Genomic DNA, 25,723 nt, shown 5'->3' with positions numbered 1-25,723 from the left:
CCGTTCACGAAGAGGGGCTCTGAAGTCGTACGTGAATAATGCTACGGAATGGCGTCAACGGTATGCACGTCGCCTCGCGCTCGTTGATGCCCTGGTGGTGGTTTGGGCGGCTGTTGGTGCGCAAATTGTGCGCTTTGGACCCAACAGCTTTGGAACTGGGGCCGGGGATTCCCTAGGCAATTACACTTTCGTGACCATGGTCATGGCCTTTGCATGGTGGCTCATGCTCGGCGCCTGGGGCAGCCGGAACATCCGCATCTTGGGTCACGGCCCCGAAGAGTACAAGCGCGTCCTTACTGCCTCCTTGTGGCTCTTCGGCCTTGTGGCCATAGTGTCCTACTCATTCAATGTCGACACGGCGCGGGGATATGTGGGCCTCGCACTGCCAGCAGGAGTTTTCGGTCTGCTCATTGGCAGGTACATTCTCCGGCAGTACCTTCATGTTGAACGGCAGCGAGGCACGAGTGTTTCCCGTGTCCTCATCATTGGTGGACCGTTCTCCGCAGAACACCTGGCGCGCTCCCTTCGGCAGCAGCCATTGGCCGGCTATGTTCCGGTGGCTGCATATCTCCCGGGAACACCGGTAGGGACAGCACTTCCTGCTGACGTAGGACTTCCGATCATCGGGCATGAACGCGAGGCGGAGGACATCCTTGAATCCATCAAGAAGTTCAGTCCCGATGCCGTAGCACTCTCCGGAGGCGTTCAGCTACCGCCGAAAACTATCCGGCAGTTGGGGTGGGCCCTGGCAGACCTCGGAATCCACATGATTATGGTTCCGGCGCTCACCGATGTTGCTGGCCCCCGCATCCATACCCAGCCCGTCGCCGGTCTGCCGCTGATCCACGTTTCCACTCCGAAACTCGAAGGCGGGAAAGGCTTCATCAAGCGGTCCTTCGATGTTCTCGGCTCGGCCGCGCTGATCGTCTTGCTTTCGCCGGTCCTACTGATTGTCGCGTTGATGGTGAAGCTTGATAGTAAAGGGCCAGTGCTGTTCAAGCAGAAGCGCATCGGCATGCGAGGCGAGTCATTCAATATGCTCAAATTCCGCTCCATGGTTATTGATGCCGAAGCGCGGCTCGCCAAACTTCAGGAACAGAACCAGGGCAGCGGTGTGTTGTTTAAAATGAAGGATGACCCTCGAGTGACGCGAGTCGGCAAATTCATCCGCCGGTATAGCCTCGACGAATTGCCCCAACTGTTCAATGCATTAGTCGGTTCGATGAGCCTTGTGGGGCCTCGTCCGCCCTTGCCCAAGGAAGTTGATGCGTATGAGCAGCATGTTCACCGCCGCTTGTTGGTCAAGCCCGGACTGACCGGGCTGTGGCAGGTCAGCGGCAGATCCCTGCTGTCTTGGGAAGACACAGTGCGATTGGACCTTTACTACGTTGAAAACTGGTCCCTAGTGGGCGACATAGTAATCTTGCTGCGGACAGTACGCGCAGTACTACACCGAACGGGAGCGTATTAAATGACGGATTCCTTGTCGACGGAAACTTTGACCGAGGAACGTGAACCGGACAAAGTACGACCAAGGAGACGAGGAAGCCAACGGCGGAAGCGAAAGATCGTCCTACGCACCGCCGCTGTGGCGGGGGCTGTCGTAGTCGCTGGTGCCGCCAGCGCCGGATGGCTTGCGTACAGGGCGGGAGAACTCCGCAATAATCTCCAAGACGCTGCTGCGTTGATCCCCCAAATGCAGGAACGGTTGGTGGCCAACGACAACACGGGAGCCCAAGACGTGCTCCACCGACTGCAGGAACACACCGGAGCCGCTCGCGATGCCGGCAGCGACCCGATCTGGCGTGCCGCTGGATTTATTCCTTGGCTCGGCCCCAATTTCCACGCGGCTGGTGAGGTCGCCGTTTCAGCCGATGATGTCGTAAACCGGGCGGCAGCCCCTCTCCTGGACAGATACGAATCACTGGACTGGACCGCTCTCAGCCCTTCCAACAGCCAGATAAACCTTCAGCCGCTTCAGGACGCTGCTCCGGCAGTCGTCAGCGCTGCAAGCACAGTCCAGATGTCCCATGACCGTCTGGCTGCCCTCGACGAATCATCCCTACTGCCAGAAGTCGCGGGGCCTCTTGCGGAGGCAACGGACACGCTTGAAACAGCCAGTCAGGCGTTGAATTCAGCCGCCGACGCTGCCCAGCTCCTTCCCTCTATGCTGGGGGCCGATGGTCCTCGCAACTATTTGCTGCTCATTCATAACAGCGCCGAAATCAGGGCGACCGGAGGAATTCCTGGGGCTGTCGCCGTTGTGAGTACAGATGGCGGGGCAATCGAGCTAGCAGACCAAGGAAGCGCCTCCGAAATTGGGCGGATCAATCCTGCCTTGGAAGTAGACCCTACTCAGGAAGCGATCTACACTACTCGCCTTGGCGCATACATGCAGGATGTAAACCTGACGCCTGATTTCCCAACAGCCGCTTTGACTGCGAAGCGAATGTGGGAAGCGCATAAACCTGGCACAAAAATCGATGGAGCCATTGCGATCGACCCTGTTGTACTTTCGCATATTTTGGCCGCTACTGGTCCTATTGACTTGAGAACCGAAGGACATGTCCCGGGCCTTCCTAGCACGCTAACTGCGGAAAACGTCGTTCAAACGCTGCTCTCAGACACTTACGCGCAAATAGAGTCACCTGCTGCACAGGATGCCTACTTTGCAGCTGTGGCCCAGAGGGTTTTTGAAGCTGTCACATCTGGGGGAGACAATTCAAAGGGCTTGGTCCAGGCTCTAATTACCAGTGCGGCTGAGGACCGGATTTCCGTGTGGTCGAACCACACCGCCGAACAGGGCGTTATTCAGACGACGGAGCTCTCTGGAGCCGTGACTGGTCCCGAAGTCGGTGGTGCAACCTTCGGTCTCTACTTCAATGACGGTACAGGCGCCAAAATGGACTATTACGTGCGGCGTACGGCCCAGCTGATTCAGCGGTGCCAAACGGATGGCTACTCAGAGTTCACCGTGCGCGTCACTCTCGAGAACACCGCCCCGGCGGACGCCGCCACGTCTCTTCCAGCCTATGTAACCGGAGATGGGGCCTTCGGCGTGGACCCGGGCAACGTACGGACCAATATCGTCACATACGGCCCGACTCAGGCACTTGTCCACTCCGCGGTCATTGATGGGGAAAAGGCACCCATTGGTGCCTTTGAACACGGCGAACGCCCAGTAGCCGTGGTCACTGCAGAACTGGCACCAGGCGAATCCACTGCGGTGGAAGTCGATTTTTCCAATGTTGTGCAGCATTCCGAGCCCCACTTGGATGTGACTCCCACACTTCAGGAACCGTCAGACGTGATTCAGCCGATGATTCGAGAAGCATCGTGCAGCTAGAGGCTGAAGTGCAGGTGAACCCTTTCCGAATTCTGACCGTATGCACGGGAAACGTCTGCCGTTCCCCAATGGCGGAACGCCTGCTGCAGTCCGGTTTCAATGCTGTGGCGCCCGGAAGCTTCCAGGTTGAAAGCGCCGGGACCGGTGCCCTTGTCGACTCTGCCATGGATCCTCAGGTAGAGGGCTTTGTCCGGGTCCTGGGAGGAAGTTCAGACGGTTTCATATCGCGACAGCTGACGGAACGGATCCTCGACGGGCCTGATCTTGTCCTGGCCCTGACCCGAGAGCACCGGGGGCGCGTCGCTGAAATGTCGCCGGTTCTGGTTCGCAAGACCTTCACCTTGCGCGAGCTGGCACGCATTCTTCCTTCCGTAGAAGGTGAGCCCGACACAGACCCGAGTAAGCGTTGGCGAGCGGCAGTCAAGCGGGCTGCACGTCTTCGATCACGAGCATCGGCGGCGCCAGAAGCAGACGACATCGTTGATCCATACCGACGCCAGCCGGAGATCTACCAGCAAATGATGCAGGAACTTTCCCCGGCGGTAAATGCCCTGATCGACTGGGAACGTCACTTTCACTAATTCCATTCATCGCCGGACTGACGGCTACCATGAACTGAACCCCCGACCATCCCCAACCGGAGAGGGCTGCCCCTTGGAGTTAAGCGATTACCTACGTATCCTGCGCAGGAACTGGATACTGATTGTGGCTTGCACTGTCGCTGGTCTCCTCATTGCAGGCTTGGCGTCGCTGCTAACAAAGGCCACTTACACCGCCGAGACCCAGCTGTTTGTCGCGATCCAGAATTCCGGGTCTGTAGCCGAACTGCAGCAGGGAAATACGTTCAGCCAAGCACGTGTGCAGTCCTATGTGCAGACAGTATCGACGCCAACGGTTCTGCAACCGGCTATCGATAATCTTGGGCTTGACGTCACGCCGGCTGCCCTAGCAGGCCAAATCGAGGCCAGCGCCGACCTTAACACTGTTCTGATCAGTATTACTGCCTCTGACCAGTCTCCGGTTCAGGCCGCAGCGATCGCGCAGGCTGTGGGCAACAGCCTCATCACAGCCGTCGACGATCTGGAGAGCCCGTCCGAAGGAGGCACGTCTCCCGTAAAGCTGTCGATCGTGAAGCCCGCCGTAGCGCCGACCCAGCCCTCGGCTCCCAACACCCGTCTTAATCTCGCGCTCGGGTTGCTGGTGGGGTTGGCCGTTGGCGTAGGCGCAGCGGTATTGCGGTCCACATTGGATACCAAGATCCGCGGCGAAGCGGATCTGCGCCGCGTCACCGATACGGCCGTGCTTGGAGGAATCGCCTTCGACAATGACGCCACGAAGAAGCCGCTGTTGACCCAGGCTCCGCCGCAAAGTCCACGGGCAGAGTCCTTCCGCCAACTGCGGACCAACCTGCAGTTTGCCCATGTTAGCCACAAGTCGAAGACTGTGCTGGTTACGTCATCCCTTCCCGGCGAGGGTAAGAGCACAACGGCAACCAACCTTGCAATCGCAATGGCGCAGGCCGGTCAGACGGTAGCGCTCATCGACGCAGACCTACGCCGTCCGATGGTTAGCGAGTACCTAGGACTGGAACGCAATGCCGGACTCACGACGGCTTTGATCGGCAAGGCGGATGTAGACGATTTGCTCCAGCCGTGGGGCGAAGATGAGCTGTACGTGCTGACCTCGGGTCAGGTTCCGCCTAACCCCAGCGAGCTGCTTGGCTCTGAGGCGATGAAGCAACTCATCGTAAGGTTAGAAAGCGCCTTCGATGCCGTTGTCATCGATGCCCCGCCGCTTCTGCCGGTTACCGATGCCGCGGTGCTCGCCCAGCAGGTTGGTGGAGTTGTGCTGGTTGTCGGCACCCAGACAATTAGGACGCAGGACGTTCAGAAGTCACTGGACGCCCTGGAACTCGTCGATGCAGATCTCTTGGGTGTCGTCCTGAACCGGCTCCCGGTCAAGGGCCCAGACGCGTACTCCTACAGCTACTACAGCTACGATGCACAGCCAGCGAAAAAGCGGGCACATGCAGCCACCCCAGCTGCTGATATGGAGCCTATGTACTCGGAGTTTGACGACCAAGTATTGCGACCGGCCTCCTCGAGCAGTCGCCGGAACGGCACTGCAAGTTAACAGCAAGTAAAAGTCTGGTTTCTACCTTGGTAGATCATGTTGGCCCTGCTAGCCTAGTCAATAGTTAATTAGTCGACGATCTTTGTCTCACGATTAACAGCCTTGAACGTGACCTCAACACTCGCCCATCGCATTAATTTTCTAGGGGTACCCATGATCAAATCAGTCTCTACAGTTCTGCTCGCAGGCGCAGTCGCTCTGTCCGGCGCAGCCGCAGCTCAGGCCGTCACTCAGCCTTATGTTCCGGGCCCTCCCTCCGTGACTGTCTCCGCTGCGACCATCAACCTCGGCGACACCATCATTTTTAGCGGCAACGGATTTGCCATCAATGCGCCCATCACCATTAACATCTCCAATGAGGGCGCGGGCGCGTCCGGTGTGGGAGTTGCAGGTGGACGTGCGGCTGCTGCAGTGGCTGCGCGACCGATCGTCCTGGCTGAAGTTCAGAACCGCTCTGCCACCACAGACGGAACCGGGGCATTCTCTGTGCAGGTTACTCCGACTGAGACCGGAACCTACACCTTGACCGCTACGGGCCTTGACCCGCAGGGCAACACCCGGTCGCTCACCCAGACGGTGACCGTAGTTGGCGCCTCCGTTCTCAGCGGCGGGACTTCGGGCAGCGGCGCAGGCGTTGCTGGCGGTTCCTCTACTTCTGGCTCTGGCCTCGCCAACACGGGTATGGATTCCGCCATGATGATCTGGGGCGCCGCTGGTCTGGGCGCACTGGGTCTGGGCGCTGCCTCGGTAGTTGTGGCCCGGCGCCGCAATGCGTAGTCGCTGACTTTCAGTTCATAGGGCGAAGGCCGGAACCCGATGGTTCCGGCCTTCGCTTTTTTGCATTTCGACTCACGGGCGCTCGCTCAACGACCGACGTTCGTCAGTTGGCGGCGAGGAGGGCTTCTTCTGCTGCCACCCAGGCGAGCATTGCGCACTTGACTCGGGCGGGGTACTTGGAGACTCCCGAGAAGGCCGCTGCGTCTCCCAAGATTTCCTCGTCGGCTTCGACAGATCCTCGGGACCGCATGACTTCACGGAACATATCCACGAGTTTCAACAGTTCGTCCCGGTCCATCCCCTTCGCCAGATCAGAAAGCACAGAAGCTGAAGCCATGGAGATCGAGCATCCCTGCCCTTCCCAGCTAATTCCCGACACAGTACTCCCCAGAACCGCTGCACGCAGCGTAATCTCGTCACCGCAAGTGGGGTTGAGCATGTGCGATTCCCCGGACCTCTCCCCCACAGGCGCTTCGACCAATCCGGACCCATGGCGTTCCTTGGCGTGGTCCAGAATGATCTGCTGGTACAACTGTTCGAGGGCGGAACTCATTTATTTCACTCCGAAGAAAGGGCGGACGCCAGCCACAGCCGCGAGGAAGGCATCGATATCGTCCGTCGTGTTGTACAGGTAGGTGCTCGCACGGGTGGTAGCGATCAATCCCAACCGCCGATGCAGCGGCTGGGCACAGTGGTGACCGACGCGGACGGCGATGCCGCGATCATCCAGGAACTGGCCGACGTCGTGCGCGTGCACGCCGTCCACATCGAACGCCGCCAATCCCATCCTATCTAGCCCGGCTGCAGGGCCAACGACCCGGATACCGTCGATGGATTCTAGACCGGCGACGAGCCGTTGCCCCAGCTCAGCTTCCCAAGCATGGATGCGGTCCATCCCGGTTTCGGCCAGGTAACGGCAGGCAGCGCCCAATGCGACGGCCTGCGAGATACGTTGAGTACCTGCCTCGAAGCGCGTGGGCGAGGGCAGGTATTCGGCCTTCTCCATCGTGACCGTGGTGATCATCGATCCACCGGTCAGGAATGGCGGCATGACGTCCAGCAGTTCGGCACGACCGTACAGGGCACCGATGCCCGTGGGACCCAGCATCTTATGACCAGAGAACGCAGCAAAGTCCACGTCCAGCGCTTTGACATCCACGGGCATGTGCGGCACGGACTGGCAGGCATCCAGGACCACGAAAGCGCCGACGTTCCGCGCCATGCCGACAAGCTGCTCCACTGGGTTAATGGTTCCCAGCACGTTGGAGGCATGCGTGAAGGCGAGGATCCGTGTGGCACCGTTGATGATGCCGGCGGCCTCGCCCAGCCGCAGCTCACCGGCGTCGTCAATGGGGATGTAGCGGAGCGTTGCGCCGGTCCGGAATGCGAGTTCCTGCCACGGGATCAGGTTGGCGTGGTGCTCCATCTCCGTGACGACAATTTCGTCGCCCGGCTTCAGGGCAAAGCGTGCAGACTCCCCTCCGCCACGGCCAACGCTGGCATTTGAGAACGCATAGGTCACCAGATTCAGAGCCTCGGTGGCGTTCGACGTCCAGACGATCTCATTGAAGCGGGCCCCCACGAATCTGGCGAGCTCCTCACGAGCCGCCTCGAAGACATCCGTTGCCTCGACCGCCAACGTATGGGCACCCCGGTGCACGGCAGCATTACGCTGCTCATAGTATTCCTGCTCTGCCTCGAGCACACTGACCGGATTCTGCGACGTTGCCCCGGAGTCCAGATAGACGAGCTGGCTCCCGTTCACCTGCTGATTCAGGATGGGAAAGTCGTTGCGGATCCGCAGCACTTCCTCATTGCTGATGGCCGGAGCGCTCTGCTCCAAAGTGGCAGGGGCGGAAACCAGAGCCATATTCAACTCCTCGAACTTCAGGCGAGGAACGTTCCGGGAACGTTCATGGGGTGCGGGCGGCGGCAAGGTTGCCGTCCGCGACTGACATTCAATTATCCCACGTTAGTGTTGCGTAATTCCTCGCAGGCAAACCTTACCGATGCTTCACGTGTCCGTTGGGTCTCAGGGGCGGCGGAGTTTGCCGGAGGCGATGAGGTAATAGACGCCCAGGGCACCCAGTACGAAGGACGAACCAACAACTGTCCACCATGCCAGGAGGCTGCCCGCGGGGACAGCGGTACCCGCCTCATCCACCGTCCCGGGGGTAACCGTGAATGCGGTTTCCTGTCCAGGGGTGGCCGTAGCGGACGAGGCCGTGGACGGCGATGGCGAAGGTTCCACAGTCGACGGGCTGGGCTCCGGCGTCGGGGTCGGTTCTGCCTGTTCGGCGATAGGTTGAATCGGCATCGGTTCCACCGGTTCAGGCACTACTGGAACCTGCTCCGGAACGAACAGGATCGCCGGCGCTGGAACCACAGGTGCGGGGGCTGGTGCCGGGAGCAGGGGTGCCGGGGCCGCGGGTGCCGGAGCAGGCACCGGCTCGACGGGGTTCACGGGAATCTGTTCCGGTGCAGGTTGCTCCGGTGCAGGCTGCTCGCTTGGTGGATCAGCGGGAGCCGGCACCGGCGACGGAGACTCCGACTCCATTGGCGCAGGCGTGGGCCCCTCCGACGGCATTGGGCGGTTTCCCTTCCCGGGATTCGTCAATGCCGGCAGCGGCAAATCAGGAAAATCCGGCCTTTGGGCGGCATAGGCGGATGGCACAAGAATGCCAACGGAAAGCATAGCTCCTGCAAGGCCGCAGAGAAGTACCGGTAAGCGTGCAGGGCGTGCTTCCATGCCAAGGCCTTCCTATGACTGAGCTGCGCGCCGGCAGGCAGCTGGGTACCAAGTCAGCCGGCGGGTTCAGTCTATCCGTCGAGGTCTCACTAGGCGCCGAACGAAACCCCACTTCGCCATGAAGGCTGCGGAAGAATTATTGACCGCAGAGGACAGCCACTTCGGCAGACGCTCGCGGTATACCGCCGTCGGCCTTCTCCAGCAGATCGCAACAGTTTCGCGCTGCGGCCGTCCCTCCCCCAACGAGGGGCGGCCACAGCAGGCCCTGCTACTTTCTGCCTTCGGATTAGCCGTCAGTGTGCACCGGGCCTGACTCGATTAGCATGGCGGACCTTCCGCAAGGAACAAATCGCATCGCCACAGGAACTGCTCAGAATCGGCACAGTATTTGCCGGGGTCTGCAGGGGCTGCGGGCAGGGTGAGGGTGAAGGTGCGGCCAGTTCGAGGATTAGCCGCTGCCGCCGGTTCCGCAGAATGTTATTGCCGGCGCCATCAACCCCAGCACTCCCACTCCGACGGTTTCGACCACCGTGTCCAGTAGCCGTTCCTTGCGGGCGCCGGCCGCCAACGCCTCCTGAAATTCACTCCGGGTCTGCTCCAGCAGCCGCTGCCGATCCTGCATGCTCGCCATGAGTGTACGGACGGTATAACCGACGGCGAGCATCATGAACGGCAGCACCAGCAGCACAATGAGCGCTTCGGCCGAGACCGCACCGGTGAACAGCAGCGGGGTTCAGACGATCAGCAGCAGACCAAGAAAACTTATCGCCAGCAGCGGGACGGCCAGGAACGCTGGGCAGGGCCGGCGGCTGCATAAAGCTCATCCCTGCTTCAGCGACCAGCATCTGGGCCAGGCCCTGGAGTGGGGCTGCCACTACCGCCGATGAGCGGGCAGGAAGCTCCGAAAAGGCTACTGGGCCAGAGCCAGGATGACGATCGCCGCAGCCGCCACGATCAGCGACATCAGGCCCGCGTAGGGGAGCCACCTCGGCATCCGGCGGCGGTAGGGGTTGATGTCGATGTATTCCCGGGGTTCGGTCATGAGGACATCGCTTTCCTGCACAAGAGCGCAACCCGCGCAACACCGGCGGCAAGCACCGTTGCTCCCACCATCCCGGCCAAGCCGGTCACATACTCGACAATCGTCATTTCCGTTCTCCGTGTCATCCAGGGCAGGGGACGAGAAAAAGGAGACCAAGCACTAACGCCCAGTCCCCCACGCCCCGTTACCGGGCCCAATGACCGTAAGCATACATACCAAATTATTGGTGTCGCCAATCAAGCCCCGAATCATGGCCGAAGCGCATCTTCTGGCTGGCCCCTAAAACGTCCAGCGATCCTGAAGTGCGTGCTGACGTCTTTCACTGAAATCGAAGGCAAATAGGACATAACCGGTGAACATAAGCAATGCGAGCGGAATCAGCGGTTCCGGGTCTTTGAGGAACGCCAGTATGCCAAGATGCAGACCTGCGCCGGCAATAGAGGCCAGCAGGCGAATCCGCGGGATCCACAGATGGCAAGCGGCCGCGCGTCGATCGTGCGGGTCAGAAGCTGGAGCACGCGAACTCCTCCTCGTGTACTGGGAAGTCGCGCTTGAACTTCACGGCCTGAATCTCAGGTTCCTTTTGACAGAGGTACCTGGGCGTCGGCTCGTAGTAATCAACCTCCGGACGGTAGCGTGCGGCGATCTCTGAGAGAGACCGCTTTTCTGAGGCGCCCGACTCAAAGACGACCTGCATCTGCGGCGGTTCGACGTGCATCGCGTACATATGCCAGCCGAAATGCGAGGGTCGGTTATCCAGCACCGTGAACGGCACCACCACCATGAGGGCGAGGGCCATGCAAACAGCAGCGCCCCGGGCATAAATAACCCTGGGATATTTCATGCGCCGTTCACCCTCGGTGGTACGTCGGCTGCTCCCGTCGAGGGCAACATTTGGTCCAATTCCGCGTCCGCTGTGAACACAGCTCGAGTCTACTGATGAGGTTTCGACTCGACTGCACGCGCCGCTTAACCACCGAGATCACGGCGAGATTTCCACACGCTTAGCCACAGCGTTGTGCAGTGAAAGCTCAGGGTTTCCCCACTAAGAACACCGTTCGATCAGGACTAGCACAGGAAACACAAAAGTCAAGCAAAAAGCCGGAAAGTCGTTGCTAACTTTTTATCAGCGGCTGGCGCAGGGCCAGTCCAGACCACTCTCACAGGAGAAAAAATGCTTTCCATCCTCGCCACCCTCAAGACCCTCGGCATCAACCTCCAGACCCGCCTGCAGCGCGAAGAGACCGGCGCCACCGCCGTTGAGTACGCCCTGCTGGTCGGCGTCATGGCCGTTCTGATCATCGGCGGCATGACCATCTTCGGTAACGACCTGACCGCTATTTTCACCGGCTTCCGCGCTGGCCTCGGTCTCTAAGGAATATAGACAGCCGAATCCAGTTCCGCCCGGGATACAGGGCAACCGCAGGCGGGGGCGCTGCATCGAAACGATCTTCGCCCCCGCCTGGCGTAACGAAAGGAGCAACCGATGAAGCGCCTACGCGCCGAGGACGGAGCAGCCGCCGTCGAATTCGCCCTCGTGGTGCCGATCCTGCTGCTCCTGCTGCTGGGCATCGTGGAGTTCGGCCGCGTCTACAACGCGCAGATGATGCTGACTGCCGCTGCGCGTGACGGCGCGCGGGTCATGTCCATCAACGCTGTACCTTCCCAGACACTCACGAATGCACGGGCAACGACCGTTGCCTCGGCCAGCGCCCTGCATCCGGATCCTACCGATTCGCAGGTCGCCATCTCGGTCAGCCCCACCGGCAGTGGGCCCTGCCCGCCCGGCTCCACCGTTACAGTCACCGTCACCTATCCTCTTCAGTTCCTCTCCGGCATGTTCGGGGCCAGCATCAACCTGACCGGCAAAGGAGTCATGCAATGCGGCGCCTGAAGGATGAGCTAAAGGATGAACGCGGCGCCGTCGCGGTGACCACCGCCATCTTCATGGTTGTCCTGCTGGGCATGGCCGCCCTGGTCATCGATATCGGGGCCCTGTTCTACGAACGCGCCCAACTGAAGAACGGCTCGGACTCCGCCGCCCTGGCCGTGGCGCAGAACTGCGCCGCCGGCAACTGCGGCAGCGACTTCACCGCTCTGGCCACCTCCCTGGCCGGGCAGAACGCCGCCGACGGCTTGGCGGACGCCGCCGTCACCCTCAGCCAGTCCACGGGAACCGTCACGGTGGACACCACCACCCGGACCCCGAACGGACTAGGACTGGCCATGGCCTTCGCCCCCATCCTCGGCCTGGATGATTCCGCCACGGTCACCACTCAGTCCAAGGCACGCTGGAGCACTCCGGTGGCAGGCAGCGCGGTGCTGCCGGTCGCCATCTCCTGGTGCCAGTTCAACAACATGCTCGACGCCGGCGTGCAGCGGGTGGACTTCAATCCAAACCGTTCCACTACAGCCGGATGCTCCAGCTCCTCTATTCCGGGTGACGCCGGTCCGTCCCGGACCATCCCCGGCGGCTTCGGCTGGCTCAAGCAGAACCCGGCAGGCACCTGCCAGACCAAGATCAACATCAGCGGCTCCACGCTGCCGGAATTCCCGGTGGACCCGGAGGTCACCAGCGACACCGGTAACGACCTGCCCGCCGCCTGCAAGAACAGCAACATGCTGCAGAACGTGGTCAACACCACCGTCCTGCTGCCGCTCTACGACAACGTGGGCGGGCAGGGCTCCAACGGCTGGTACAACATCATGGGCTTCGCGGCCTTCGAACTGTCCGGCTGGAACTTCAGCGGTTCGGCATACAACAACCTCAGCCCCGCCTCCGTGGCCTGCACCGGCAACTGCCGGGCCCTGATCGGAGAATTCGTCACCTTCGTGACTCTTGATGCGGCCGAACAGAAGTTCACCTTCGGCGGCGGCCTCAACCAATTCGGTACGTCCCTCGTCTCGCTCACACAATAGGAACACAGCAGTGAAAACAAGAATCATCGGAGCCGCCGCAGCGATCCTGATGGCCGTCATCGGCACGGTCCTGGTTCTTTCCTATGTCGGCGGCGCGGACGCCCGGGCCATGGCCGGAACCGAAACCACCGAGGTCCTGGTGGCAACCAAGGACATTCCGGAAGGCACCCCGGCAGAACAGCTCACCTCCTTCGTCACCACAGAGCAAATACCTGCCAAGATCGTTCCCGCCGGCACCGTCACTGACGTGACGGACCTGGCCGGCCAGATTGCCGTCGTCGATCTGGTGGCCGGGGAGCAGTTGCTCTCGGCCCGCTTCGCCAATCCCGCCGATCTGCAGCCTGAAGGCACCGTGGCGGTGCCGGATGGAATGCAGGAAGTGACCATCGCCCTGGAACCGCAGCGCGTGGTCGGAGGACAGCTGAAGCCCGGCGACACCGTGGGGATTTTCATGTCCATGGAAGAAGGCCCCGAAGAAGGCCAGGGCCCGGTTTCCCACCTGGCCCTCCACAAGGTGTTGGTCACCAGCGTGCAGGGCCTACCTGCAGCTCCCGCGGAAACCGAGGGCGCAGCCGCGCCGGCTCCGGAGGGCATTGTCCTGGTCACCCTGGCCGTGTCCGCACCCAACGCTGAAAAAGTGATCTACGCCCAGGAATTCGCCCGGATCTGGCTTTCCAAGGAGCCGGCCTCGGCGACCGAAAATGACACCCGTGTCCTGACCAAGGAAGGACTGTACTGATGAGCCGCTACGCACTTCTGGCCACCGATCCCGGTTTCGAACAGCAGTTCAGTGTCGCCGCCGCCGGCACCCTGGAGGGACAGGTCACGGCCTGGGACAGTGAGACGATCCCGTCGGAACCCCGGGAAGTCCTGGATGCACTGGCCAGCCCGGCGCTGCTGGACGTGGTGGTGCTCGGAACCGGGATTGCCCGCGAAGACGCCCTCCGTCTGGCTGGCGCCTTCGAAGTACAACGGCCCGAAGTCAGCGTGCTGCTGGTCGGCGATCCGGATCCGGACACCGTCCTGGCCGCCATGCGCGCCGGAATCCGGGACGTGGTGCACCCGCAGACGGAGGCATCCGAGCTTGCTGTGCTGCTGCACCGCGCTACCCGCAGCACCTCTATCCGCCGGCGAAGCGGCGCCTCAGGCGCCGACGCCTCAGGCGGCGACGCCTCAGGCGGCGAGGGCGCCCACGGACGGATCATCGCCGTGGTCAGCCCGAAGGGCGGCGCCGGCAAGACCACCGTGGCCACCAACCTTGCCGTCGGTCTGGCCGCTTCTGCTCCGCACGCTACCGTGGTGGTGGACCTGGACCTGCAGTTCGGTGACGTAGCCACCGCCCTCCAGTTGGCACCGGAGCATTCCCTGGTGGACGCCGTCCGGCCCGCCGCGCAGGGCGACAGCATGGTCCTGAAGTCCTACCTGGCCGCGCACCCCAGCGGGCTGTACGCGCTGTGCGCACCGGAGTCCCCGGCCGAGGGCGAACAGGTCACTGGCGAGCAGGTCGCCCAACTCCTGGACCAGCTGGCCAGCCAGTACGCCTACGTCATCGTGGACACCGCCCCCGGCTTGAACGAGCACGCACTCTCCGCCCTGGACAAGGCTACCGACTTCATCTTCGTGGGCGGCATGGACGTTCCCAGCGTCCGCGGGCTGCGCAAGGAGCTGGACGTGCTGCGGGAACTGGGCATGGCCCCGCTGACCCGCCACGTGGTCCTCAACGCCGCCGACCCACGAGACGGCCTGACCCAACGCGACGTCGAGACCACTCTGGGCACCAAGGTGGACCTCCTCATCCCCGACACCCGGGCAGTGCGACTGTCCACCAACCAGGGAGTGCCAATCCTGCACAGCGCTCCCCGCGATCCCGCCGCCAAAGCCCTGTCCCGGCTGGTGGACCGCTTCGCCCCCTCCCAGTCCGGTGCCGCCAAGCGCCGGGCCCGCCACCGTAAAGGAGCATGATGAAACTCTCCCAGCGCCTGCAGGCCGCCCACGGGCATCTTCCCGCCGCGCCGGTCAATCATGCTCCGGCCGACACGCGGCCCGCCCCCCGCCGTAATGCCGCGCCGGCTGCCAATCGGCCGGACAAGGCAGCTGCCGCCGTCGTCGTCGTCCCGGCAGTCACCGCACCGACTCTCTCCGTACAGATCGCAGCCGCTGCGAGCCAGGCCAAGTCGGCACCGGTGCAGCCGGCCGGCCAAGATGCCTTGGCCAAGATGAAGGAACGGGCCAGCGCTATCCTGTTCGAACGGATGGGCTCCCGGCTGCTCGACTCCACCCTCAGCGAGGACAAGCTCCACCTGCTGGTGCAGGAAGAGCTGGTCAAGGTGGTCGAAGAGGAGGAAATCCTCCTCAGCAAGGACGAACGCCTGCGGCTGATCCGCGAAGTCAGCGACGACGTGCTGGGCTACGGCCCGCTGCAGCGGCTGCTGGACGACGAGGACATCTCAGAGATCATGGTCAACGGACCGGACATGATCTACGTGGAGCACAAGGGCAAGCTGACCCGCAGCCCCGCCCGCTTCGTCTCCGAGGAGCAGCTGCGCCGGGTGATCGAGCGCATCGTCTCCCGCGTCGGCCGGCGCATCGACGAATCATCCCCGCTGGTGGACGCCCGCCTGGAGGACGGCTCCCGCGTCAACGCCGTGATCCCGCCGCTGGCGGTCAACGGCTCCTCGCTCACCATCCGCAAGTTCTCCAAGGACCCGTTCCAAGTCTGCGACCTGATCAACTTCGGCACCCTCTCCCCGGAGATGGCCGAACTGCTCAACGCCTGCGTGAAGGCGCACCTGAACATCATCGTCTCCGGCGGCACCGGCACCGGCAAGACCACCCTGCTCAACGTCCTGTCCTCCTTCATCCCCACCGGCGAGCGCATCGTCACGATCGAGGACGCGGTGGAGCTTCAGCTGCAGCAGGACCACGTGGTGCGGCTGGAGAGCCGGCCGGCAAACATCGAGGGCAAGGGCGAGATCAGCATCCGCGACTTGGTCCGCAACTCGCTGCGTATGCGCCCGGACCGAATTGTGGTGGGCGAGGTCCGCGGCGGCGAAACCCTGGACATGCTCCAGGCCATGAACACCGGCCACGACGGCTCGCTGTCCACCGTGCACTCCAACTCGCCGCGCGATGCCATCTCCCGTCTGGAAACCTTGGTGCTCATGGCGGGCATGGACCTGCCGCTGCGGGCCGTCCGCGAGCAGATCGCTTCCGCCGTGGACGTGATCGTGCAGCTGACCCGCCTGCGCGACGGCACCCGCCGCGTGACCCACGTAACGGAGGTACAGGGCATGGAAGGGGAGATCGTCACGCTGCAGGACGCGTTCGTGTTCGACTACAGCGCCGGGGTTGACGCCAACGGCCGATTCCTGGGTAAACCGGTAGCCACCGGGGTACGCCCGCAGTTCACCGAGCGGTTTAAGGAACTGGGTATCGAGCTGTCCCCTGCAGTCTTCGGGGCCGCCGCCGCTTCCTCCACGGCGGCGGGCCGGGTTGTACGATGAGTCCCGTCTTCCTGATCCTGGGCCTGCTGCTGTGCTACGGCGCCCTGGCCTTGGCCGTGTTCGCCGTCCTGGCGCCGCGGCTGCCCCGAGTTGCCGCCGGACGGCGCGGGCCGGGAACCCCGACCATCTCCCACCTGACATCGCTGACCGCGCGGACCACCGCATGGGTTGAGGGGATGTTGGCCCGACGCCGGCAGACTCCAGCCCTGGCCGGAACCCTTGAGGCGGCCGGACTGAAAATCAGGCCAGCTGAACTCATCGTGCTGGTGGCAGCAGCGGCTGCGGCCGGTGCCGCCATCGGATTGATACTGGTCGGCCCGTTGCTGGCGCTGCTGTTCGTGCTGGCATCTCCGGTAGCCGCCAAAGTGGTCCTGGGTGTGCTGGCCAGCCGGCGCCGTGCGGCCTTCGCCGCCCAGCTGGATGATTCACTCCAACTGCTGGCCAGCGGCCTGCGTGCCGGACACAGCCTGCTGCGGGCGGTCGACGCGGTATCCGCCGAGTCGCCGGCACCGACCTCGGAAGAATTCACCAGGATCATCAATGAGACCCGGCTGGGCCGGGACCTCGGCGAGTCCCTCCATGAAGCCGCCCGCAGGATGGGCAGCGAGGACTTCGAATGGGTGGCCCAGGCCATCGCCATCCACCGCGAAGTGGGCGGCAACCTGGCCGAAGTGCTCGACGGCGTGGGCCACACCATCCGCGAGCGCAACCAGATCCGCGGCCAGGTCAAGGCGCTCAGCGCCGAGGGCCGGATCTCCGCGATCGTGCTGATGGTGCTGCCGTTTGGTCTGTCCGCCCTGCTGATGGTGATTACTCCTGACTACATGACGCAGTTCACCCGGAGCCCGCTGGGTTTCCTGCTGATGGGCATCGCCGGGGTCCTCCTGTTGGTGGGCGGCCTCTGGCTGCGCAAAGTTGTCAGTTTCAAGTTCTAACCCGTTTTCAAATTCAAGCCCGTTTCGCACACCGATAGAAGGAGACAGCCGATGTCCCCCTTGATTGCAGCCGCCGCGGTGGCCATCGCACTGTCCATCCCCCTGTTGGCCTGGTCTCTCATCGGGCACCGGCCGCCGCAGCAGGAGGCCATCCGCACCAACCTCACCCGAGGCCTGGTGCCGCAGCGGAAGGTTGAGCGCAGGCGCGCGCAGCAGTTCGAAGCCCTGGCTAGCCGGTTCACGCCATCCAGTTTCGGGGCACGGCTGGAACGCCAGTTGGCGCTCGCGGGCCGGCCCCAAGCCTGGCCGCTGAAACGGCTCATGGTCGCCAAGATTGTCCTGGCCGGCGCCGCTGCGCTGCTGGGGGTCCTCTTTGTTAGCGGCTCCCCCGGTGCCCGGTCCCTGCTGCTGGCCCTGGCCGTGACGGTCGTGGCGTACTTTGTTCCGGACCTGCTGCTCTATAGCAAAGGCACCGAGCGGCAGGCGGCCATCGCGCTGGAACTGCCGGACACCCTGGACCAGATGACCATCGCGGTGGAGGCAGGCCTGGGCTTCGATTCCGCTGTAGCCCGCGCGGGGCAGAACGGCAAGGGCCCGCTGGCCGCGGAACTGATCCGGGCACTGCAGGACATGCAGGTGGGCCGCTCCCGCCGCGAGGCCTATCAGGCGCTGGCGGACCGCACCACCTGCAAGGACCTGCAGCAGTTTGTCCGGGCCGTGATCCAGGCGGACACCTACGGCGTCTCCGTCTCCGGCGTGTTGCGCACCCAGGCGGCGGAAATGCGGGTCAAGCGCCGGCAGCGCGCTGAGGAGACGGCGATGAAGATTCCCGTGAAGGTGGTCTTCCCGCTCATGGTCTGCATCCTGCCGGTGTTGTTCATCGCCCTGCTGGGTCCGGCCGTGCTGAACGTGATCGAGACCCTCGGCGGATAGCTTTTGGGGCTGCAACCCTCAGTTTTTCCACAGGAATCCGGCAAGAAGCTCCATTCTCCAGATTTATCCAATTTTCAGAAAGTAGCCTTGGTAATGCTCCTCAAGAAACTCCGATACAAAGGCGGTGCCACCCATGACTGTTGTCTGTTGGCAGCGCCGGTGCGTGCCATGATGACGCAGGCATTCGGGGGGCACCTGCCACTGGTCGACCTAAACGTACTACTGGACCTGGAGCGGCAGCTGGACGACCCGGCTCCGGCTCGGTCCTTCGCCCGCGACTATGTTGATTCCTGGGCGGGCCGCAGCGCGAAGCTGGCTGCCGCCGTCGAACTCCAGGATCCGGCGGCCGCGCTGGACGCCGTCCTGAGCGTCAAGAACGCCTCCGCGATGGTGGGCGCAGCCCGGCTTGCATACCTGGCCGCCGAACTGGAGGCGGTCATCCGCCGCAGGGAGCTGGCCGCCGCCGTTGCCGCGCTGCCAGCGATCCGGGAGTGCGGCACGCAGACCGTAGACACCCTGCGCTCCGGGTACTTGGCCGGGTAACCGTTCTGGCGGGGCTATTCCGGGGACGGCTATTCCGGACGCGGCGGAGCCAGCCTGTAGCCGACGCCCCGAACCGTCTGCAGCCACCGCGGCTGCCGGGAATCGTCGTTGAGTTTACGGCGCAGGTTCCCCACGTGGACTTCGACGGCGCGCTCGTCCGCCTCGCTGACATAGGTCTCCCGGCTGTAATGCTCGCCGCGCACCACGCGCACCAGGTCCGCCCGCGTGCGCACCGCGCCGGCGCTGCGCATCAGGTCATGGATAAGGTCGAATTCGCTGCGGGTCAGGGTGAGTTCGATCCCGGACAGCGCGGCCCGGCGAGTCACGGGGTCCACGACCAGACCGTTGTGCTCGTAGATTGGCCGGCCCGGCCGCTGCAGTCCAGGCCGTTGCGGAGCCTGCGTGCCCTGCGCTGGGGTGACCGGCGCCGGAAAGTCGGGTGCCGGCGTCGTTGTTTCCGGCTTCTCCAGTGCGACCCGCGGGCGGCGGAGCATTGCCATGATCCGTGCCCGAAGCTCCCGGGGCCGGAACGGCTTGGTGATGTAGTCATCAGCCCCCGCCTGGAGCCCCATTAAAGTGTCAAGTTCTTCGGCCCGGCCGGTGAGCATGACGACATAGCAGTCATTGAATTCACGGATGCGGCGCAGGACTTCAAAACCGTCGATATCAGGCAGACCCACATCCAAGGTCACTACCGTGGCGTTGTTCCGCCGGACTTCCTCCACGCCTTCGCTGCCGGTGGAGGCACAGTGCACTTCGAACCCCGATTGCTTGAGCACGGCGTCAACGAGGTTGCGGACGTCTGTATCATCCTCAATCACCACGGCGACTCTGCGCTCACTCATGCTTTTCCTTCATAGCGGACGGAAACTGGCTGGCCCGGAACATCGCGCCCGATGCGGAGATCCCCCGGATTCCTAGGGTACAAGCCGGTAACTGTCCCGCCGTACTCGCTGCAGCCGGCGCGGCGAGCGCGAGTCCACGTCCAGCTTCCGGCGAAGTGAGGTCATGTACTTTTCGAGATCGTCCGCACCGTCCCCTGTCCCGCCGCTTGCAGCAGCGATCCGGCGTTGCAGTTCACCTTTGGGCAGCCCCGACCGGCCCGCCGCCAAAAGCGCCTGCAGGATCTCGAACTCCGTGCGGTCCAGGGCCACATACCGGTCCGCGATCACCGCGGTCAGCGACTCCTCGTCCAGAACCAGACCCGGAGAGCCGGCTGTGCCTGACGCGGCGGCGGAACCCCTGCCCGCTGCAGCAATCCGTGGCGGACGACCGCCGGGGCGGCGGAGCATTGCTTCGACCCGGGCACGTAGTTCCCGGGGGCGGAAGGGCTTGTACAGGTAGTCATCAGCGCCAGCCTCAAGGCCCATCAGGGTATCCAGTTCCTCGGCGCGCGCGGAGAGCATGATGATGAAGGACTCGCTGAACCGGCGCAGCCTGCGCGTGACCTCGTAGCCGTCAATATCCGGCAGGCCCACGTCGAGGGTGACAATCCTGGGGTTGAGGCTGCGGACCAGTTCCACGCCGGAAACTCCATTGCGGGCGGTGTGGACGCTGAAACCGGACTGTTCCAGGACCACCGAGATCAAGTCCCGGACATCAGTTTCATCTTCAATGACTACCGCTACCCGGTTGTCTTCCAACCTTCGCCTCGCTTCCGTGATTGGTGCTATTTCGGACCTATGTCCCTCGAATGTTCCCTCGGCGTTACTCAATATAGGAGCTCAGGGCAATAATGAGCCTATGCACTGGATACTATCGGGAGAAGGATGAAGCCTGAACACCGCGACGCACCCAGCAGCATGTCTGAGACGACATCCGAGCCGGCCTCTGAGACGGACCAGACTCTTTCCTTCCTGAACGCCGAACGCCGTTTCCAGCGGCTGGGGCCGCGGGTGCAGGTGGCCCTCTGCCAGTTCCCGCTCGCCGCCGTCGTGCTGGTCATCGCCGTCTCCGCCCCGGCACTGCGGCCGGAACTGCTGGTCAGCGACCTCTTCCAACTGGGCCTGCTGATCCAGATTGCCCTGATGCTGTGCTGTTTCGTGGTCCCCTGGGAGCGGCTGCGGCCCGGGGCTGTCGTGGCAGTCCCCCTGCTGGATTTCCTGGCCATCGGAATCCTGCGCACCGGTGCGGACGGGATCCTCCCCGGGCTGGGCGTGCTGGCCGTCTTTCCCGTCATCTGGCTGGCCGCGTCGGGGCTGTGGCCGCGGACCAGCGTGCTGCTGAGCTTCCTGGGACCGCTGCTGATAGTACTGGTCCCGGTGCTCGCGAGGTTCCCGGCCGTCAGGGCCGCGGACTTCGCCGGGACATTTTTCCTGCCGCTGATGCTGCTGACCGTAGCCCTCGCCATCCGCTTCGCTTCGGCCCACCTGACACGCCAGCAGCGGCAGCTCATGGAGAAGGACGCGAAACTGCGGGCGCTGCTGGAGGCCAGCAACGAACACGAGCGCCTGCTCCACACCATCCTGGAGACGATCGACGTCGGTCTGGTGGCCGTCGACTGCGACGGCAATGAAGTACTGACCAACCGGCAGCAGCACCTCTTCAACCGGCTGGCCACCCCGCCCGGCGAGCCGGATCCCAATCAGGCACAGCTGCTGGTATACGGCAGGGACAAACGCACCGTGCTGCCGCCGGAGGAACGTCCCCTGCACCGGGCGGTCCACGGCGGGAGCTTCTCCGGGGAACTGGTGTGGCTGGGCGAAGGCAACGCTCAGCGCGCGATGTCCGTAGCCGCACGGGCCTTCAAGGACGGGAATGGAAACTTTGCCGGCTCCGTCCTGGTCTTCAGCGACGTGACCGAACTGGTGGAGGCGGTCGCGGCCAAGGATGAAGTGGTATCCAGCGTCTCCCACGAGTTCCGGTCCCCACTGACCTCCATCCTCGGTTATCTGGACCTGGTCCTCGACGACGAGGATGAACTGCCCGGCCATGACGTCCGCTACCTGAACATTGCCCGGCGCAACGCCGAGCGGCTGCTGAGCCTGGTTTCCGATTTCCTCCTGTCCGCCACCGGCTCCATGAAGGTCACGCTGCGGCCCACGGACCTGGCCGGCGTAGTCGAAGCGAGCGTGGGATCGGCCGAGAACCAGGCGCAGCAGGCGGGCATCTCCTTCGTGAAGGAGATGCCCGAATCCGTGTGGGCCTACGCCGATCCCCTCCGGATTGGCCAGGTGCTGGATAACCTGATCTCCAACGCCATCAAGTACTCCCCCGGCGGCGGCACCGTGGCGGTACGGCTCCGCGAGGAGGAGGACAACGTCCACCTTGAGGTCGCCGACACCGGCACGGGCATGACCGGCGACGAAACCGCCAGGGTCTTCACCAGGTTCTACCGGACCGATTCAGCCCGCAAGTCCGCCGCAGCCGGCGCCGGCCTGGGGCTCACCATCACGAAAACCATCGTCGAAAACCACGGCGGGTCCATCCACTGCGACAGCACGCCCGGCTCCGGCACCACCTTCAGGGTGACCCTGCCGATCAGCCCGTCGGCGGCTGAGCAGTCGTAAGCTTCTACGTACGACGGCGGGAGGTGCCTTTGCTGTGGGCGTTGCCTTGACTGCCGCGTGCGCCGGTGCCGGCGCGGTGGCCGGGTTCTTGCTGTTCCGGCTGGCCGGCCGGGACAGCCGCACCCTGCTGCCGGCTCGGTGGCGTCCGGTGCTGGCCACGCTGACCGGCGTGCTCTGCGGACTCGTGGCCTGGCGGCTCGGCTGGTCCTGGGAGCTGCCGGCATTTCTGGTGCTCGCCGTGTTCGGCGTGCTCCTCGGGGCGATCGACCTGCGCACCAAGCTGCTGCCGAACGCCCTGGTGCTGCCGTTCCTCGGCGCGGCCGCAGTGCTGCTGGCGGCCGCGGCGTTGTTTACCGGGAGCTGGGGCGCCCTGCTGGGGGCCTTGCTGGGGGCCGTGGTGATGTTCGCGGTCTATCTGGTCCTGGCGCTCATCTCCCCCGGCGGGCTGGGCATGGGCGACGTCAAACTCGCGGGAGTCCTGGGACTCTATGGCGGCTATGCTGGCATGACGCCCTGGCTCGTCACTATGATGGGAGGCTTCATCCTGGGCAGCATCGCGGCGGTGGGCCTGCTGATCTTCACCCGCTCCTCAGGCAAGCAGACCTTCCCCTATGGGCCGATGATGGTCGCCGCCGCCCTGGCTGCGGTCCTGGGGACGTGGGGCTGACTCGGATTCTCCCGCCAAGCGCCGGCCGGCACTTTGCCGGCGACGGGACGGCGGTAGGAGCCAGTCTGAACTCTGGCACTCGGGCCTGAGTTCCGGACAACGTACTGGCCGTCGTTAGTCAAGGGAGGCCCCGGCCAGCCGCACCGGCAAAGGCACCTCCCGGACCGCATGGAGCGACCAGGATGAGCAGGGAGCCTCCGGCGAGGTTGAAGGTGCGCATGTGGGCGCGGACGAAGGCGACGGCCCCGGAGACCTGCGCCTTACCCGGCGCGCCGTCCGGCCAGGACAGGTGTGAGGGAAATATAGTCAACGCCCGGCAGCCCCTCGTGCAGTCCGGCCTCCAGCCGGCGCTTCAGGCGGTGGTATCCGTCGATGGTCATCGCCGGATCCAGTGCCAGGGTGGCGGCAACGTTGAGCCGGTGGCCGTTCCAGCGCAGGCGCACATCGGGCAGTTCCTGCACGGCGTCGTCGGCCAGCAGGATCGCCTCGGCGCGGTCCACGAGTTCCGGGTCGATGCCGTCGAGCAGCCGGCGGCCGATGTCCCGGGCGGTGCCCCAGAGCAGGACCACGATGGCGCCGGTGATGATCAGCCCGACGATCGGGTCGGCCAGCGGGAAGCCAAGCCACACCCCGACCACGCCCAGGACCACGGCCAGCGAGGTGAAGCCGTCCGTCCGCGCGTGGAAGCCGTCCGCCACGAGGGCGGCCGATCCGATGCTGCGCCCGACCTTGATCCGGTACATGGCAACCAGTTCATTGCCGGCGAATCCGACGAGTCCGGCCGCGAAGACCCAGCCCAGGTTCTGCAACGGCTGGGGGTTCAGGAGCCGGTCCACGGACTGCCAGCCGGCCCCGAGGGCGGACAGGGCGATCATGGCCACGATGAACAGCCCGGCCAGGTCCTCGGCCCGCCCGTAGCCGAAGGTGTAGCGGCGCGTCGCCTTCCGGCGCCCCAGGATGAACGCGATCCACAGCGGGATCGCGGTCAGCGCATCCGAGAAGTTGTGGATGGTGTCCGCCAGCAGCGCCACCGAACCGCTGATGACGACGACCCCCAGCTGCAGCAGCGCCGTCATACCCAGGACAATCAGGCTGATCTTGACCGCGCGGATCCCGCGGGCGCTGGACTCCAGCGCGTCGTCAATGGAATCGGCTGCGTCATGGCTGTGCGGGACAAAGAGATCATGGAAGAACCCGCGGATGCCAGCCGGATTCCCGTGACCATGTTCGTGGTCATGATGGTGCCCAGCTCCGTGCTCTTGTCCGTGGTGGCGGCCGTGTGCGCGCTCCGGGGCGGTGCGGGTCATGAGGCTTCCACCGGCCGGATCCGGTGGTGCCGGGGGACGCCGCCCAGGGAATGCTCGGCCTGGAAAATCGCATCCGCCACCAACTGGCGTGCGTGCTCATTCTCCAGCCGGTAAAACACCTTCGTGCCCTCCTGCCGGGTCGCCACGATCCGTCCCAGCCGCAGCTTCGCCAGATGCTGCGACACCGCCGCAGGTGACTTGCCGACTGTCTCAGCCAACTCGTTCACCGGCAGTTCCCTGTCCCGCAGGGCCAGGATGATCCGCACCCGCGTGGCATCGGCCAGCATGGAAAATACCTCAACGGCCAGCTCAACATACTGGCTGTCAACGTCCAGGCCGCATCTCTGCTTATCTTCATTCATACGCAGATAATGACATAGGGTGCTGAGAAGCTCAATAGCCGGTGAGCGGCTTCACCTCAGGCCGGTCCGGGCCGGGTTTGGGTTCCCTTGCGCGGGGCCGGTCTGCCGGTCCCGGGCTCCGGTGCCCTGCGCGGGCTGCTGCCGGCCTCCAGTACCTGCAGGCCGATGTAGATCAGCGCGACGGCCTGGACGGCGGCCGCCAGGGTCGGAAAGAGGGCACCGTAGGGCAAAAAGACCGGCATCGCCATGCCGGTGAACATCACCGCAGCCGGCCACCAGGACACAACACCGCTGCGCCACAGCGCCAGCAGGAAGACAGGGATCGCCACGAGGGTGATGAAAACGGCGGGGCGGTAGATCGCGGTCTGTGCCAGCTCCCCCGGGTATTCCCCCGCGATGGCGGCCAGCTGCGCGGAGGAGACCGCAGCACTGTCGGCGGCGCGCAGGAACCAGAAGATCTGCGCCGACGGCAGGAAACCGACCACTCCGATAAAGGCCAGCACCCCGGCAATGTGCCCCCAGACTGCCGGGCCGGGCCGCAGCATTTCCAGCAGCCCCAGCAGGCCGGCCGCCAGCGCCACGAAACCGTAATGCAGCAGCAAAGGCCCGAGCTGACCGGCCGAGGAGCTGCCCGTGACGGCCTCGACGAAGGCCTCCTGGGTGCCGTCCCGGCCCCAGGGCCACACGGCGAACGCGACGGTGTTGAAGATACCGGCAACGATGAGCGCGGCTGCGGTGGTGTACCGGCGAAGACGGACTGGGTTGGCGGGCATGACAGGCTCCCTTGGCGCCGGACGGCCCCGACTGCAGGATGACCGTCCTGATACCACCATCGTGGCACCACAGCCCCGCGGGCGACATCCTCAAACTTAGGCCGCCCGTACGGGGGGGTTCTCCTTTATCCCCGGGATGGGGGTGTGCCGCCTAGAGGGAAGAGGGCACCATGGGTACATGGGCTTGTTAATCAGGGTCAGGACGCGGCGGCGGCTGCCGGGCAC

Annotated in this window: 27 protein-coding genes; 16 read left to right on the top strand and 11 right to left on the bottom strand. The window is 63.9% G+C overall.

The annotated features are described in order from the left end of the window. Positions 1 to 31: 31 nt before the first annotated feature. From AC5RWU_RS18590 to AC5RWU_RS18570, 5 genes are all read left to right on the top strand, one after another. Positions 32 to 1,471: a sugar transferase gene (locus AC5RWU_RS18590; RefSeq protein WP_494032391.1), complete on the top strand. Its 1,440-nt coding sequence runs from the start codon at positions 32 to 34 to the stop codon at positions 1,469 to 1,471. A 240-nt stretch (positions 1,472 to 1,711) separates the two neighbouring features. Further along, on the top strand, positions 1,712 to 3,346 hold the full coding sequence (locus tag AC5RWU_RS18585) for a DUF4012 domain-containing protein (protein ID WP_494032390.1): 1,635 nt from the start codon (positions 1,712 to 1,714) through the stop codon (positions 3,344 to 3,346). Further along, positions 3,337 to 3,927, top strand: a complete 591-nt coding sequence (locus AC5RWU_RS18580) for an arsenate reductase/protein-tyrosine-phosphatase family protein (protein ID WP_494032389.1) — start codon at positions 3,337 to 3,339, stop codon at positions 3,925 to 3,927. The genes AC5RWU_RS18585 and AC5RWU_RS18580 overlap by 10 nt, the downstream gene beginning before the upstream one ends. A 73-nt stretch (positions 3,928 to 4,000) precedes the next feature. Then, positions 4,001 to 5,479: a tyrosine-protein kinase domain-containing protein gene (locus tag AC5RWU_RS18575; RefSeq protein WP_494032388.1), complete on the top strand. Its 1,479-nt coding sequence runs from the start codon at positions 4,001 to 4,003 to the stop codon at positions 5,477 to 5,479. A gap of 258 nt (positions 5,480 to 5,737) precedes the next feature. Beyond that, complete coding sequence (locus tag AC5RWU_RS18570; RefSeq protein ID WP_494032387.1) at positions 5,738 to 6,256, top strand: LPXTG cell wall anchor domain-containing protein; 519 nt, start codon at positions 5,738 to 5,740, stop codon at positions 6,254 to 6,256. A 103-nt stretch (positions 6,257 to 6,359) separates the two neighbouring features. On the opposite strand, the gene sufU is transcribed toward AC5RWU_RS18570, so the two are convergent. From sufU to AC5RWU_RS18540, 6 genes are all read right to left on the bottom strand, one after another. Beyond that, the gene (sufU, locus tag AC5RWU_RS18565; protein ID WP_494032386.1) at positions 6,360 to 6,809 is read right to left on the bottom strand and encodes a Fe-S cluster assembly sulfur transfer protein SufU; all 450 of its coding nucleotides are present in this window, start codon (positions 6,807 to 6,809) and stop codon (positions 6,360 to 6,362) included. After that, positions 6,810 to 8,126 (bottom strand): cysteine desulfurase, encoded by a 1,317-nt coding sequence (locus tag AC5RWU_RS18560; RefSeq protein WP_494032385.1) that lies wholly within the window; start codon positions 8,124 to 8,126, stop codon positions 6,810 to 6,812. It lies immediately after the preceding gene. Between the two features lie 162 nt (positions 8,127 to 8,288). Then, positions 8,289 to 8,573 carry a hypothetical protein gene (locus AC5RWU_RS18555; RefSeq protein WP_494032384.1) on the bottom strand — a complete coding sequence of 95 codons (285 nt, stop codon included), beginning with the start codon at positions 8,571 to 8,573 and terminating at the stop codon, positions 8,289 to 8,291. A gap of 880 nt (positions 8,574 to 9,453) precedes the next feature. Beyond that, positions 9,454 to 9,693 (bottom strand): hypothetical protein, encoded by a 240-nt coding sequence (locus AC5RWU_RS18550; RefSeq protein WP_494032383.1) that lies wholly within the window; start codon positions 9,691 to 9,693, stop codon positions 9,454 to 9,456. 222 nt (positions 9,694 to 9,915) lie between these two features. Then, the gene (locus AC5RWU_RS18545) at positions 9,916 to 10,047 is read right to left on the bottom strand and encodes a hypothetical protein (RefSeq protein ID WP_494032382.1); all 132 of its coding nucleotides are present in this window, start codon (positions 10,045 to 10,047) and stop codon (positions 9,916 to 9,918) included. Positions 10,048 to 10,549: 502 nt separating this feature from the next. Further along, positions 10,550 to 10,891, bottom strand: a complete 342-nt coding sequence (locus AC5RWU_RS18540) for a hypothetical protein (protein ID WP_494037136.1) — start codon at positions 10,889 to 10,891, stop codon at positions 10,550 to 10,552. A gap of 330 nt (positions 10,892 to 11,221) precedes the next feature. On the opposite strand from AC5RWU_RS18540, the gene AC5RWU_RS18535 reads away from it, so the two are divergent. The 9 genes from AC5RWU_RS18535 (at position 11,222) to AC5RWU_RS18495 (ending at position 18,880) form a co-directional block, all read left to right on the top strand. Beyond that, entirely contained in the window at positions 11,222 to 11,422 is a 201-nt protein-coding gene (locus tag AC5RWU_RS18535; protein ID WP_494032380.1) for a Flp family type IVb pilin, read from the top strand. A 111-nt stretch (positions 11,423 to 11,533) separates the two neighbouring features. Next, entirely contained in the window at positions 11,534 to 11,941 is a 408-nt protein-coding gene (locus AC5RWU_RS18530; protein ID WP_494032379.1) for a TadE/TadG family type IV pilus assembly protein, read from the top strand. Beyond that, positions 11,929 to 12,966, top strand: a complete 1,038-nt coding sequence (locus AC5RWU_RS18525; RefSeq protein ID WP_494032378.1) for a pilus assembly protein TadG-related protein — start codon at positions 11,929 to 11,931, stop codon at positions 12,964 to 12,966. Before AC5RWU_RS18530 ends, AC5RWU_RS18525 begins: the two co-directional genes overlap by 13 nt. A 10-nt stretch (positions 12,967 to 12,976) precedes the next feature. Further along, a complete protein-coding gene (gene cpaB / locus AC5RWU_RS18520; RefSeq protein ID WP_494032377.1) occupies positions 12,977 to 13,705 on the top strand; it encodes a Flp pilus assembly protein CpaB in 729 nt (242 codons plus the stop codon). After that, the gene (locus tag AC5RWU_RS18515) at positions 13,705 to 14,928 is read left to right on the top strand and encodes a CpaE/TadZ family protein (RefSeq protein ID WP_494032376.1); all 1,224 of its coding nucleotides are present in this window, start codon (positions 13,705 to 13,707) and stop codon (positions 14,926 to 14,928) included. The genes cpaB and AC5RWU_RS18515 overlap by 1 nt, the downstream gene beginning before the upstream one ends. Next, the gene (locus tag AC5RWU_RS18510; RefSeq protein ID WP_494032399.1) at positions 14,928 to 16,469 is read left to right on the top strand and encodes a TadA family conjugal transfer-associated ATPase; all 1,542 of its coding nucleotides are present in this window, start codon (positions 14,928 to 14,930) and stop codon (positions 16,467 to 16,469) included. The genes AC5RWU_RS18515 and AC5RWU_RS18510 overlap by 1 nt, the downstream gene beginning before the upstream one ends. Beyond that, the gene (locus AC5RWU_RS18505; RefSeq protein ID WP_494032375.1) at positions 16,466 to 17,404 is read left to right on the top strand and encodes a type II secretion system F family protein; all 939 of its coding nucleotides are present in this window, start codon (positions 16,466 to 16,468) and stop codon (positions 17,402 to 17,404) included. Before AC5RWU_RS18510 ends, AC5RWU_RS18505 begins: the two co-directional genes overlap by 4 nt. 51 nt (positions 17,405 to 17,455) lie before the next feature. Beyond that, complete coding sequence (locus tag AC5RWU_RS18500) at positions 17,456 to 18,337, top strand: type II secretion system F family protein (RefSeq protein ID WP_494032374.1); 882 nt, start codon at positions 17,456 to 17,458, stop codon at positions 18,335 to 18,337. A 168-nt stretch (positions 18,338 to 18,505) separates the two neighbouring features. Beyond that, positions 18,506 to 18,880, top strand: coding sequence for an Hpt domain-containing protein (locus tag AC5RWU_RS18495; RefSeq protein ID WP_494032373.1), 375 nt, complete (start codon positions 18,506 to 18,508; stop codon positions 18,878 to 18,880). Positions 18,881 to 18,909: 29 nt separating this feature from the next. Here AC5RWU_RS18495 and AC5RWU_RS18490 read toward each other — a convergent pair whose 3' ends face one another. Together AC5RWU_RS18490 and AC5RWU_RS18485 are read right to left on the bottom strand one after the other, a co-directional pair. After that, positions 18,910 to 19,725, bottom strand: a complete 816-nt coding sequence (locus AC5RWU_RS18490) for a response regulator transcription factor (RefSeq protein WP_494032372.1) — start codon at positions 19,723 to 19,725, stop codon at positions 18,910 to 18,912. Positions 19,726 to 19,797: 72 nt separating this feature from the next. Beyond that, positions 19,798 to 20,523 carry a response regulator transcription factor gene (locus AC5RWU_RS18485; protein WP_494032371.1) on the bottom strand — a complete coding sequence of 242 codons (726 nt, stop codon included), beginning with the start codon at positions 20,521 to 20,523 and terminating at the stop codon, positions 19,798 to 19,800. A gap of 159 nt (positions 20,524 to 20,682) precedes the next feature. Between AC5RWU_RS18485 and AC5RWU_RS18480 the strand changes: the two genes are divergently transcribed. After that, complete coding sequence (locus AC5RWU_RS18480) at positions 20,683 to 22,389, top strand: sensor histidine kinase (protein ID WP_494032370.1); 1,707 nt, start codon at positions 20,683 to 20,685, stop codon at positions 22,387 to 22,389. Positions 22,390 to 22,423: 34 nt separating this feature from the next. Continuing rightward, complete coding sequence (locus AC5RWU_RS18475; protein WP_494032369.1) at positions 22,424 to 23,056, top strand: prepilin peptidase; 633 nt, start codon at positions 22,424 to 22,426, stop codon at positions 23,054 to 23,056. Between the two features lie 260 nt (positions 23,057 to 23,316). Here the strand turns inward: AC5RWU_RS18475 and AC5RWU_RS18470 are convergent, their stop codons facing one another. The 3 genes from AC5RWU_RS18470 to AC5RWU_RS18460 are packed head-to-tail and all read right to left on the bottom strand — an operon-like array spanning position 23,317 to position 25,498. Then, the gene (locus AC5RWU_RS18470) at positions 23,317 to 24,363 is read right to left on the bottom strand and encodes a cation diffusion facilitator family transporter (RefSeq protein WP_494032368.1); all 1,047 of its coding nucleotides are present in this window, start codon (positions 24,361 to 24,363) and stop codon (positions 23,317 to 23,319) included. Then, complete coding sequence (locus AC5RWU_RS18465; protein ID WP_494032367.1) at positions 24,360 to 24,725, bottom strand: ArsR/SmtB family transcription factor; 366 nt, start codon at positions 24,723 to 24,725, stop codon at positions 24,360 to 24,362. The genes AC5RWU_RS18470 and AC5RWU_RS18465 overlap by 4 nt, the downstream gene beginning before the upstream one ends. 56 nt (positions 24,726 to 24,781) lie before the next feature. Then, entirely contained in the window at positions 24,782 to 25,498 is a 717-nt protein-coding gene (locus AC5RWU_RS18460) for a hypothetical protein (RefSeq protein WP_494032366.1), read from the bottom strand. Positions 25,499 to 25,723 lie beyond the last annotated feature (225 nt).

This window comes from Arthrobacter sp. B0427-1-12 (genome assembly GCF_059092905.1).
The sequence above is the reverse complement of the archived record's forward strand: the minus strand, read 5'-3'. Positions and strand labels throughout refer to the sequence as shown.